This is a genomic window from Actinoplanes subtropicus (assembly GCF_000721705.1).
Classification (GTDB): domain Bacteria; phylum Actinomycetota; class Actinomycetes; order Mycobacteriales; family Micromonosporaceae; genus Actinoplanes; species Actinoplanes subtropicus.
Genome location: NZ_JOJL01000037.1, coordinates 47,502 through 58,950, shown reverse-complemented (window position 1 = coordinate 58,950; position 11,449 = coordinate 47,502). Strand labels below are relative to the sequence as shown.

The following is an 11,449-nucleotide window of genomic DNA, read 5'->3' as shown; positions in this document are numbered from 1 at the left end:
GGGTAACCACGGATTCATGACGAGCGAGCGGGAAACCGACCAGCCCAACGAGTTCGGCTTCGCCGGCGGGGCCACCGCGCCCGAGCCGGAGCCGGATCACCGCACGGCGCAGGAGGTCGACGGCGAGAGCATCGCGGTCCCGGCCGGCGACCTGACCGGCGCCATCACGCACGCCATCGAGGACGCCACCGACCACGACGAGGACGAGGAGCCCTCCTCATAACTGGGGCCGACCCAGGGTGCTCTCCCGGGCGAGGAGCCGGTGCTCGACGCGGATCTCGCGGGGTGCGATGGCGGCCGCGTTGCCGGTCAGGCGCTCGGCGAGCATGTCGACCGCGATCTCGGCGATCCGCTTGGTGTCCGGGTCGATCGTGCTGAGCGTGGGCGTGCTGTAGCGGCCCTCCTCGATGTTGCTGAAGCCGATCACGGCGACGTCGCCGGGCACGTCGACGCCGTGCTCGTACAGGGCGCGCATCGCCCCCAGCGCCAGCAGGTCGGTGAAGCAGAACACCGCGTCGAAATCCGCGCCGCGGGCGAGCAGTTCCTCGATCGCGGCGGCGCCGTGCGATCGGCCCTGGCCGCGGACCGCCACCGCGAGCAACGGGTCGGGGACCAGGCCGGCGCCGGCCAGCGCCGCCCGGTAGCCGGCCAGCCGCTGCGGGCGGGGCATCGCGTCCGGTCGGCCGGACGCGCCGATGGCCGCGATCCGCCGCCGGCCCAGCCGCAGCAGGTGCCGGGTCGCCTCGGCCGCCGCCGCGGCGCTGTCGATCCCCACATGGTCGACCGGGCCGTGCCGGGCCTGCGCTGCGACCGGCACCTGGTCTTCCGGACGGCGCGGAGGACCCGGGACCCCACGGGTCCAGTCGCCGAGCAGCACCGCCGGAATGCCGTGCCGGCGGGTGAGCTCGCCGGTGGCCAGGCCGACCGGGCAGAGGACGATGCCGTCGATCGCGTGCCGGCGCAACCCGGCGACCAGATCACGTTCCCGGTTCCCCCGGCCGCCGGTCTGCTCGATCAGCACGGTCCAGCCGCGCGGCGCGGCGGTCTCCACCACGTGGCCGGCCAGCTCCGCGAAGTACGGCGAACGCAGCTCCGGCACCGCCAGCGCGATCACGCCCGAACCCCCACCGCGCAGGCGGCGGGCGGCCGGATTGGGCACATAGCCGAGTGCGTCGATGGCCGCCTGGACCCGGGCGCGCGTCTCCGGGGCGACGTGCACGTAGCCGTTGACGACGTTGGACGCCGTCTTGATCGACACGCCGGCCCGGGCGGCGACGTCCTTCAGGCCGGGCGGCACGGCAGGACTTTACAACGTTGCAGGACTTAAGGCCGATCACCCGGGGGAGCTAAGCCACCCGTCCGTGGGGCCGCCACCCGATTACCGTGACGGCATGTCCGTAAGCGGAGAGTTTCCGGCTGGCGAGGACCGCGAGGTCCGCATCGAGGGCGACCTGGACGCCGCGGTGGCCCTGGTGACCGTCCGCGGCCACTGGGATCTCTCCCTGGGCCAGGCCGTCACCACCAAGCTGCACAAGTGCCTGGCCGAGCACCCCGAGGCGCTGATCGTGGACCTGACCGGGCTGCGTGATCCGCACAGCGCGAGCGCGCCGATCTGGATCTCGGCCCAGCGCGCCGCCGCGGCCCGGGAGCCCGCCGTGCAGATGGCGCTGTGCATCCCGCCGCACCTGCCGCTGGCCGACAAGATGCAGCGGCTCGGCATCCGGCGGTTCATGCCGGTGTACGCGCGGGTCCGCCAGGCGCGGGTGGCGATCGCCGCCCGGCTGCCGCTGACCGAGCGGCTGTCGGTGACCCTGCCGCCCGACCCGGACGCGCCGAGCCTGGCCCGCATCCTGATCGGCGACGCCTGCCTGGCGTGGGGCCTGCCGGACCTGATGCACCGGAGCCGGCTGGTGATCAGCGAGCTGGTGACCAACGCGGTCGAGCACGCCGGCACGCCGATCGTGGTGGAGGTCAGCCTGCGCGGCCGCGGCGTGCACCTGACCGTCTCGGACGGGGTGGCCGCGCCGCCGCGGCTGCTCGAGCCGGTCCGTCCGCGGCCCGGCCGGCCGCTGGACGAGCGCGGCCTGGGCATGCGGACGGTACGGGCCGCCGCGGCCGCATGGGGGTGGCTCCCCACGCGTACCGGAAAGGTGGTCTGGGCGACCGTGCAGGGCCGCCTCGCCGAACCGCCTCCTACTGACTGCTGAGCCTCTTACTGGGCCTCGATGATCATGCCGGCGCCGACCGTGCGGTTGGTGCTCTCGTCGATCAGGATGAAGCCGCCGGTGGTGCGGTTGCGGCGGTACTCGTCGGCGAGCAGTGGCACCGTGGTGCGCAGCCGGATCCGGCCGATCTCGTTGAGCTGAAGCTCGCCGGCGGTGTCGTCCCGGTGCAGGGTGTTCACGTCGAGCCGGTACTGCAGGCCGCGAACCACCGTACGGGCGGTCCGGGTGGTGTGCTTGATGGCGTATTTCCCGCCGACCCGCAGCGGGGCGGTCTCGTCCATCCAGCAGACCATCGCCTCGATGTCCTGGGCGACGGCCGGCGCGTTGTGCGGCCGGCAGATCATGTCGCCGCGGGAGATGTCGATCTCGTCGGACAGCCGGACGGTGACCGACATCGGCGGGAACGCCTCGGTGACCGGGCCGTCGGCGGTGTCGATCCCGGCGATCGTGCTGGTCAGCCCGGACGGCAGCACCATCACCTCGTCGCCCGGCTTGAGCACGCCGGAGGCGACCTGGCCGGCGTAGCCGCGGTAGTCGGTGACCGTGGTGGACTGCGGGCGGATCACGTACTGCACCGGGAAGCGCACGTCGACCAGGTTGCGGTCGGAGGCGATGTGCACGTGCTCGAGGTGGTGCAGCAGCGACGGGCCCTCGTACCAGGGGCTGTTCTCCGAGCGGGAGGCGATGTTGTCGCCGTTGAGCGCGGAGACCGGGATGATCGTCAGGTCGGTGATCTCGAGTTTCGCCGCGAACGAGGTGAACTCGTCGGCGATCTTGTCGTAGACCGCCTTGTCCCAGCCGACCAGGTCCATCTTGTTGACGCAGAGCACCAGGTGCGGCACGCGCAGCAGGCTGGTCAGGAACGCGTGCCGGCGGGACTGCTCGACCAGGCCTTTGCGGGCGTCGACCAGGATCAGCGCCAGGTCGGCGGTGGAGGCGCCGGTGACCATGTTCCGGGTGTACTGAATGTGCCCGGGGGTGTCGGCGATGATGAACTTGCGCCGCGGGGTGGCGAAGTACCGGTACGCGACGTCGATCGTGATGCCCTGCTCGCGCTCGGCGCGCAGGCCGTCGGTGAGCAGCGCGAGGTTGGTGTACTCGTCGCCGCGCGCGGCGCTGACCGCCTCGACCGCTTCCAGCTGATCCGCGAAGATCGTCTTGGTGTCGAAGAGCAGGCGGCCGATCAGCGTCGATTTGCCGTCGTCGACACTGCCCGCGGTGGCGAAGCGGAGGAGGTCCATCCGCGTCGACGTCTCCAGGACTGCCTGGCTCATTTAGAAGTAGCCCTCTCGCTTGCGGTCTTCCATCGCGGCCTCGCTGACCTTGTCGTCGCCCCGGGTGGCGCCGCGCTCGGTGATCCGGGTGGCGGCGACCTCGTCGATGACCTTCTCCACGGTGTCGGCCTCGGACAGCACGGCCGCGGTCTGCGACGCGTCGCCGACCGTCCGGTAGCGCACGGTTCTGATCGAGCTGACTTCGCCGTCGCGCAGCCGGATGAACTCGTTGACCGCGTAGAACATGCCGTCGCGCTCGACGACCTCCCGGTCGTGCGCGTAGTAGATGCTAGGCAGCGGGATCCGCTCGCGGGCGATGTAGTGCCACACGTCCAGCTCGGTCCAGTTGGAGAGCGGGAAGACCCGGATCGATTCGCCCGGGTGGTGCCGGCCGTTGTACAGCGCCCACAGCTCGGGCCGCTGGTTCTTCGGGTCCCACTGGCCGAACTCGTCGCGGAAGCTGAACATCCGCTCCTTGGCGCGGGCCTTCTCCTCGTCCCGCCGGGCGCCGCCGAACAGCGCGTCGAAGCGGTATTTCTCCACCGCGGCGAGCAGCACCGGGGTCTGGATCCGGTTACGGGTACCGTCCGGCAGCTCGCGCACCAGGCCGGTGTCGATCGCCTCCTGCACGCTGGCGACCACCAGGTTGAGCCCGAGCGTGGCCACCCGGCTGTCCCGGAACTCGAGCACCTCGGGGAAGTTGTGCCCGGTGTCGACGTGCATCACCGGGAACGGGATGCGGGCCGGGGCGAACGCCTTCTCGGCCAGCCGGAGCATCACGATCGAGTCCTTGCCGCCGGAGAAGAGCAGGACCGGGCGCTCGAACTCGGCCATCACCTCGCGCATGACGAAGATGCTCTCGGCCTCGAGAGCGTCCAGATGCGAAACGCGGTAGTGCCCTGCCTGACTCATCGGTGACCCGACCTTTCCGGGATTTCTCATTGTGACGGGAGGTGACGCTGCAACGCTGCGAGCAACCGAGGAGCGAGATCCTTACGGCACACCACGAGGTCCGGCAACTTAGGGTCGGCCTCGTTGTATTTCAGCGCAGAACCGTCGATTCGGCTAGCGTGCAGGCCGGTGGCCAGCGCCACAGCGACCGGAGCGGCCGAGTCCCACTCGTACTGACCGCCCGCGTGCACGTACGCGTCGGCCTCCCCGCCGATCACTGCGGCGATCTTCACACCGGCCGATCCCATCGGCACCAGCTCGGCGCCGAGCTCCCCGGCGAGCGCCGTGACGAAGGCCGGCGGTCGGGTGCGGCTGGCCGCGATCCGGATCGGGCGGGCGTCGCCCGGCGGCATCGGCGGGTACGCCGGCGGGTGGTCGGTGGCGATCGTCCGGTGCTGGGCCGGCATCGCCACGGCGCCCGCGGTCAGGTGGCTGGGGTTCGACGAGTCGGCGGTCCAGAGCGCCACGTGCACGGCCCAGTCGGTGCGGCCCTCCTCGGAGAACTCGCGGGTGCCGTCCAGCGGGTCGACGATCCAGACCCGGCTCGACCCGAGGCGCTCGGGCCGGGTGGCCGGCTCGCCGTCCTCCCACGCGACGCGGGCGTGGTCGTCCTCCTCGGAGAGCACCGCGTCGGCCGGTCGCCAGCGGGCGAGCTCGGCGCGCAGCAGGTCGTGCGCGGCCTTGTCGCCGGCGGTCTTGAGCACCTTGGCGTCGGCGTACCCGATCTCGTCCCGCACCTGCAGCAGGACCTGGCCGGCGCGATCGGCCAGCCAGCGGGCGAAGGCCGCGTCGATCACCGGCGGGGTGCCGGCCTCGTCGCGTTGGCTCACGATGCGCGCCGAGGTCTCGGTCCGCTCGCTGGTCATCCGGGGTGCTCCCTTTGTCTCAGTACGCTCCCGACGAGCGAACCACGGCCGTCATCGTCCGTAACAGGATCACCAGGTCCAAACTGAGGGACCAGTTCTCCACATAGCGAAGGTCCAGCCGGACGGCTTCCTCCCACGGAAGGTCGGATCGCCCGGAAACCTGCCATAGGCCCGTCATGCCGGGTTTCACGGCGAGCCGGCGCCGCACGTCGTCGGCGTACGCGGCCACCTCCGACGGCAGCGGCGGTCGCGGTCCGACCAGCGACATCTGGCCGAGCACCACGTTCAGCAGCTGGGGGAGCTCGTCCAGCGAGAACCGGCGCAACCACCGGCCGACCGGGGTCACCCGCGGATCGTCGCGGATCTTGAAGAGCACACCGTCGTGCTCGTTGAGATGCCGCAGCTCGGCGAGCCGGGCCTCGGCATCCACGTACATACTCCGGAACTTGAAGATGCGGAACGGGCTGCCGTCCCGGCCGACCCGCACCTGACGAAAGAGTACCGGCCCGCGGGAGGTCAACCGCACACACAGTGCGACGGTCAGCAGCAGCGGCCCGAAGACGGCCAGCAGCGCCAGCGCCCCCACCCGGTCGAAGGCCTCCTTGACCAGGCGCGATCCGCCGTGCAGCCGAGGGTGCTCGACGTGCAGCATGGGCAGCCCGTCGACCGGCCGGATGGTGGTCCGGCCGCCCGCGACATCGACCAGCGCGCTCGCCACGATCAGGTCGACCTCGTCCCGCTCCAGCCGCCAGGCCAGCCGGCGCAGCTGCACCCCGTCCAGCTCCGGGCAGCTGAGCACCACCACGGTGTCCGCGTCGGCCAGGTCGACCGCGTTCGCGACGTCGTCGAACGTGCCGTAGACCGGCAGCACCCCGACCCCGACGCCGTCGTGCGCCGGCGGCAGGCAGGCGCCCACCACCTCCAGCCCGTGATAGCGCTCCCGGCGCAGCTGCCGGGTCATCCCGATCACCGACAGCTCGTGCCCGACCAGCAGCACCCGGCGCAGGCTCTCACCCCTCGACCGGGCGAAATGCAGCCGCTTGCGCAGCGCGAACCGCAGCACCACCGAGGTCACGATCGCGGTCGGCAGGGCGGCGAGAACATAACCCCGAGCAAGATCTAGATCGAGGGCGTACGAGGTGAGCGCCGCGCCCGCGATCAACCCGACGCCCCCGCGCAGCACCCGCTGGTACTCGTCGGTGCCGACGAACAGGAACCGGCGCTCGTACGCCCGGGAGACCGCGAGCACGGCCAGCAGCACCACGGGCAGCAACCCGGTGAGAATCAGATAACCCCGGTTGTACGCGGTCACCTCGTCGCCGAACCGCAGGCCGAAGGTCACCCCGCCGGCCGCGCTGCCGGCCAGCAGGTCGCAGAGCACCAGCGCCCGCACGTACCGCCGCTCCCAGCGCTGCCGCCGGGACATCGCCGCGTGCCGGCCACGCACCCGCACGAACGGGCGGGCCGCCGGGCGCTCGGCCGCCGTCCGGTTCCGCCGCTCCGACCAGTGCCGGTCGACCGCCCGGTTCCGCTCCCGGTCCGGCGCGCCCAGCACCGCCCGGGGCGGCCCGTTGTCCGGCTTCGGATTCGGCGGCGGCAGATTCGACGGCGACGCCGGGCTCAGCGGGACCACCGGCGCCGGGATCTTGCCGGTCCACGGCGAGCGACCCGCCGGCCGGCTCGGCCTCGGCCGGCGCTTCGCCGGGCGGATCTCCGGCAGCAGCACGGTCGGCTCGGTCAGCACCGAATCCTCGGCCGCCTCCTGCTGCACCCCGGAACCTCCCCCCGCCACGCCGGCCGTAAGCACCCGACAGGTGCGTACGTGTGACCAACGCGCGGACGGCGGCCAGCGTCACGGGATCACGGGACGGACAAAACCCCTCAAACGATCTATCCGTTCCGGCCCCGCCGGATCAACCGCCGTGGTATTTGTTCTGCGCCCACTCGACGCCCTCGAGCACGATCGCCGCTACGACGTCCGCCGCCCGGTCGACGAGAAACTCCAGCTCCTTGCGCTCCGCGCCGGAGAAGTCGGACAGCACGTAGTCCGCCGGATCCTGCCGGCCCGGCGGCCGTCCGATCCCGAACCGGACACGTGCATACTCCTTGCTCGCCAGCGACTTGGACATCGAGCGCAACCCGTTGTGACCGCCCTCACCGCCGCCCCGTTTGGCACGTACCTGCCCGAACGGCACGTCCAGCTCATCATGCACGGCAATCACGTTCGACACGGGCACCTTGAAGAACTGGGCCAGCGACACCACCGGGGCGCCCGACAGGTTCATGTACGTCAGCGGCTTCACCAGCACCAACTTCGGCCCACCGAAGCCCAACCGGCCCTCGGCCATCTCGGCCTGGGCACGCTTCGCCCGGCCGAACTTGGCGCCCACCCGGGACGCGAGCAGGTCGGCCACCATGAAGCCCACGTTGTGCCGGTTGCCGGCGTACTCCTTGCCCGGATTGCCCAGGCCGACCACCAGCCACGGCGACTCGTCGCTCACTGCTGCCCCTCCGGATACACGTCAGGGAAAGCGCCCACCCGGGACGCTTTCCCTGACCACTGCCATGTACCGCCGCGGCGGAACTACTCCTCGGACGCAGCCTCGGCGGCCTCGTCGCCCTCGCCCTCGGCGCCGGCCTCGGTGCCCTCGAGCTGCTCGGCGGTCTGCGCCTGCGACACGATCGCCAGCACGAAGTCGGGGTCGACGGCCAGCTCCACGCCGCGCGGCAGGGTCACGCTGGCGGCGGTCACCTGGCTGCCCGCCTCGAGGCCCTCGATCGAGACCTCGAAGCCGGATGGCAGGTGCATCGCCTCGGCCACGATCGCCAGCGTCGTCGACTCGTTCACCACGAGCGTGTTGCGGGCGGCCTCGCCGACCAGCGTCACCGGGACGTCGACCTGAACCTTCTCGCCACGCTTCACGATCAGAAGATCCACGTGCTCGTACGTGTCCTTGACCGGGTCGCGCTGAATCGCCTTGGGCAGCGCGAGCGTGGTGCCCGACGCGCCGTTGATGTCGATCGTGAAGACCTGGTTGAGCCCGCCGTGCCGGATGGCAGCCGCGAACTCACGGGCCGGCAGCGCGATGTGCTGCGGCTTCTCGCCGTGGCCGTAAAGCACGGCGGGCACCAAACCGGCCCGGCGCGTGCGGCGGGCACCACCCTTGCCGAACTCGGTGCGGGGCTCGGCGCTGATCTTTACCTCGGACACGGGGAAACTCCTGAAACTCTTCGATCGGGCTGCGGCGTAAGTCGGCGGGCTGCGTGGGTCCGGCAGTGGCGATCGGCTTGCGGGCCGTTCGTCGGCGCTGCCGGGCAAGGGAAGGCGCGCTGGGCACAGGCCCGGAGCACCGCGTCGATCACGGTGCCTCCGAGCGGCTGCGAACCTCAGCAGACCGCGGGGCACCCTCGCCGTGGCAACCGCTCTATCTTACCCACGTCAAACAGCAGGATCTCAGCGGGGTTACGCCTCGCTCAGCTGAGGCCGCCGAACAGGGTGGTTACCGAGCCGTCGTCGAAGACCTCGCGGATGGCGCGGGCCAGCAGCGGGGCGATCGACAGCACCGTGATCTTGTCGAGTCGCTTCTCCGGGGGCAGCGGGAGCGTGTTCGTCACCACCAGCTCCGAGATGCGGCTGTTCTTCAGGCGCTCGGTCGCCGGGTCGGAGAGCAGCGCGTGCGTCGAGGCCACGATCACGTCCGCGGCGCCCTCGTCGAACAGGATGTCCGCCGCCTTCGTGATCGTCCCGCCGGTGTCGATCATGTCGTCGACGATCAGGCACACCCGGCCCTCGACCTCGCCCACCACCCGGTTCGCCACCACCTGGTTCGGCTTCAGCGGGTCCCGGGTCTTGTGGATGAACGCCAGCGGGCAGCCGCCCAGCCGGTCCGTCCACCGCTCCGCCACCCGCACCCGGCCCGAATCCGGCGCCACCACCGTCATCGGCCGGCCCGCGAACTTCTGGCTCACATGCTCGGCCAGGATGTCCATCGCGAACAGGTGATCCACCGGCCCGTCGAAGAAGCCCTGGATCTGCGCGGTGTGCAGGTCGACGGTCAGGATCCGGTTGGCCCCCGCCGTCTTCAACAGGTCGGCCACCAGCCGGGCCGAGATCGGCTCCCGGCCGCGGTGCTTCTTGTCCTGCCGCGAGTACGGGTAGAACGGCAGTACCACGGTGATCCGCTTCGCCGACCCACGCTTCAACGCGTCGATCATGATGAGCGTCTCCATGACCCACCGGTTCACGCCCTCGGTCATCGACTGCACGACGAACGCGTCCGACCCGCGTACCGAATCCTTGAAACGCACGAAGATCTCGCCGTTCGCGAACTCGTACGAGTCCGACGGCGTCGGCGCCACGCCCAGCACCTGGCCGATCTCCTCCGCCAACTCCGGGAAACCCCGGCCGGAGAAAAGCATCAGGCTCTTACGGTTCTCCGCGACGATGCTGCCCATCGGATCGCTGCTCCCGTTGGATCGAGGGGGTGTAGTCACCTGAAGTATCCCCCGAGGCCACCCGCACGCCATGCCCCCGAGCCCACCGGGTGGGATGCCTCACCCCACCCGTAACCTCAGCTTTCCCTACGACACGCCCGGGCGCGAGACCTTCGCGGCCGGCCGCCGCCGTCATTCCGCCTCGGACACCTCGCCGGCGCCCGCGGCGGCCCGCTCGGCCACCTCCGCGGCGGCCGCCGACTTCGAGCCCGGCCGGCGCCGCGCCGTCCAGCCCTCCACGTTCCGCTGCTGCGCCCGGGTCACCCCCAGGTTCCCGGCCGGCACGTCCTTCGCGATCACCGAACCCGCCGCCACATACGCCCCCGGCCCAACCTCGACCGGCGCGATCAACACGGTGTCCGACCCGACGAACGCGGCCTCGCCGACGACCGTCCGGCTCTTCCGCACCCCGTCGTAGTTCGCCACGATCGTCCCCGCACCCACATTCGCCCCCGCGCCCACGGTGGCATCACCCACGTACGACAGATGCGGCACCTTCGCACCCTCACCCAGCTCGGAATTCTTCGCCTCGACGAACCCGCCGATCTTCGACTTCCGGCCCAGCCTGGTCCCCGGCCGCAGGTACGAGAACGGACCCACCACCGCCTCCGGCCCGATCTCCGCCCCCACCGCGTGCGCCCGCAGCACCGTCGCACCCGCGCCCACCGACGTGTCGACCAGCGTCGTGTCCGGCCCGATCACCGCGCCCGCCGCCACCGCCGAAGCACCCTTCAGCTGGGTGTTCTGGTCGATCACCGCATCCGGCTCCAGCGTCACCGTGACATCGATCCAGGCCGTCGCCGGATCCAGGATCGACACGCCCGACCGCATCCACGCGGTGTTCACCCGATCCCGCAGAAGCGCCCGCAGCTCGGCCAACTGCGCCCGGTCGTTGGCACCCAGCGTCTCCTCGACATCCGGCGCCACGAACACGCCCACCGGGCTGCCCACCTCGACCAGCAGCCCGAACACGTCGGTGAGGTACTCCTCGCCCTGCTCGTTGTCGGTGGACAGCTTCCCGAGCGCCGCCCGCAACGCCGCCGCCTCGAACACGTAGATCCCGGCGTTGATCTCCCGGATCTCCCGCTCCTCGGCCGACGCGTCCCGCTCCTCCACGATCCGCGCCAGCCCACCGCTCGCGTCCCGCACGATCCGCCCCAGCCCCGACGGGTCGTCAACGGCCGCCGCCAGCACGGTGGCCGCCCGCGCGGCCGACTCGTGCGCCGCGATCAGACTCGCCACCGTCTCCGGCCGCAACAACGGCACGTCCCCGTTGAGCACCACGACCGTCCCGGCCGCCTCCGGCACCGCCTCCAGCGCGATCCGCACCGCGTGCCCGGTCCCGTTCTGCACCGCCTGCAACACCGGCACCGCCGCCGGCGCCACCTCGGCCAGGTGCTCGCGCACCTGCTCGGCCTGGTGCCCCACCACGACCACCGTCTGCTCGGCCTCCGCCGCACCGGCCGCCACCAGCACGTGCCCGAGCAGCGTGCGCCCGAGCAGCGAGTGCAGCACCTTGGGAGTAGCGGACTTCATCCGCTTACCCTCCCCAGCAGCAAGAACGACAACAGTACGACGAGGGGCCTGGCTCACGCGGTAACTCCATTGTTCGCTGTAGGACGCGGCGTCACTTCAACCA

General features: G+C 71.3%; 11 protein-coding genes. 2 read left to right on the top strand and 9 right to left on the bottom strand.

The window, feature by feature from the left end:
* The first annotated feature begins 16 nt into the window (after window positions 1-16).
* Window positions 17-223, top strand: coding sequence for a hypothetical protein (locus IH26_RS0140985; protein WP_030441683.1), 207 nt, complete (start codon window positions 17-19; stop codon window positions 221-223).
* Here IH26_RS0140985 and IH26_RS0140980 read toward each other — a convergent pair.
* Window positions 218-1,297, bottom strand: coding sequence for a LacI family DNA-binding transcriptional regulator (locus IH26_RS0140980; RefSeq protein ID WP_030441682.1), 1,080 nt, complete (start codon window positions 1,295-1,297; stop codon window positions 218-220). The two genes, IH26_RS0140985 and IH26_RS0140980, sit on opposite strands and share 6 nt — an antisense overlap.
* A gap of 94 nt (window positions 1,298-1,391) precedes the next feature.
* Here IH26_RS0140980 and IH26_RS0140975 point away from each other — a divergent pair, with 94 nt between their 5' ends.
* Window positions 1,392-2,207, top strand: coding sequence for an ATP-binding protein (locus IH26_RS0140975; RefSeq protein ID WP_051809412.1), 816 nt, complete (start codon window positions 1,392-1,394; stop codon window positions 2,205-2,207).
* A gap of 5 nt (window positions 2,208-2,212) precedes the next feature.
* Here IH26_RS0140975 and IH26_RS0140970 read toward each other — a convergent pair whose 3' ends face one another.
* The 8 genes from IH26_RS0140970 to glmU form a co-directional block, all read right to left on the bottom strand.
* A complete protein-coding gene (locus tag IH26_RS0140970; protein WP_030441680.1) occupies window positions 2,213-3,499 on the bottom strand; it encodes a sulfate adenylyltransferase subunit 1 in 1,287 nt (428 codons plus the stop codon).
* Complete coding sequence (cysD, locus tag IH26_RS0140965; RefSeq protein WP_030441679.1) at window positions 3,500-4,411, bottom strand: sulfate adenylyltransferase subunit CysD; 912 nt, start codon at window positions 4,409-4,411, stop codon at window positions 3,500-3,502.
* 26 nt (window positions 4,412-4,437) lie between these two features.
* On the bottom strand, window positions 4,438-5,316 hold the full coding sequence (locus IH26_RS0140960) for a 3'(2'),5'-bisphosphate nucleotidase CysQ (protein WP_051809410.1): 879 nt from the start codon (window positions 5,314-5,316) through the stop codon (window positions 4,438-4,440).
* Window positions 5,317-5,335: 19 nt separating this feature from the next.
* Window positions 5,336-7,087: a sugar transferase gene (locus tag IH26_RS0140955; protein ID WP_030441677.1), complete on the bottom strand. Its 1,752-nt coding sequence runs from the start codon at window positions 7,085-7,087 to the stop codon at window positions 5,336-5,338.
* Between the two features lie 142 nt (window positions 7,088-7,229).
* Window positions 7,230-7,817 (bottom strand): aminoacyl-tRNA hydrolase, encoded by a 588-nt coding sequence (gene pth / locus IH26_RS0140950; RefSeq protein WP_030441676.1) that lies wholly within the window; start codon window positions 7,815-7,817, stop codon window positions 7,230-7,232.
* A gap of 83 nt (window positions 7,818-7,900) precedes the next feature.
* Complete coding sequence (locus IH26_RS0140945; protein ID WP_030441675.1) at window positions 7,901-8,527, bottom strand: 50S ribosomal protein L25/general stress protein Ctc; 627 nt, start codon at window positions 8,525-8,527, stop codon at window positions 7,901-7,903.
* Window positions 8,528-8,790: 263 nt separating this feature from the next.
* Window positions 8,791-9,771: a ribose-phosphate diphosphokinase gene (locus IH26_RS0140940; RefSeq protein ID WP_030441674.1), complete on the bottom strand. Its 981-nt coding sequence runs from the start codon at window positions 9,769-9,771 to the stop codon at window positions 8,791-8,793.
* 171 nt (window positions 9,772-9,942) lie between these two features.
* Window positions 9,943-11,403 (bottom strand): bifunctional UDP-N-acetylglucosamine diphosphorylase/glucosamine-1-phosphate N-acetyltransferase GlmU, encoded by a 1,461-nt coding sequence (gene glmU, locus IH26_RS0140935; protein WP_034217039.1) that lies wholly within the window; start codon window positions 11,401-11,403, stop codon window positions 9,943-9,945.
* Window positions 11,404-11,449 lie beyond the last annotated feature (46 nt).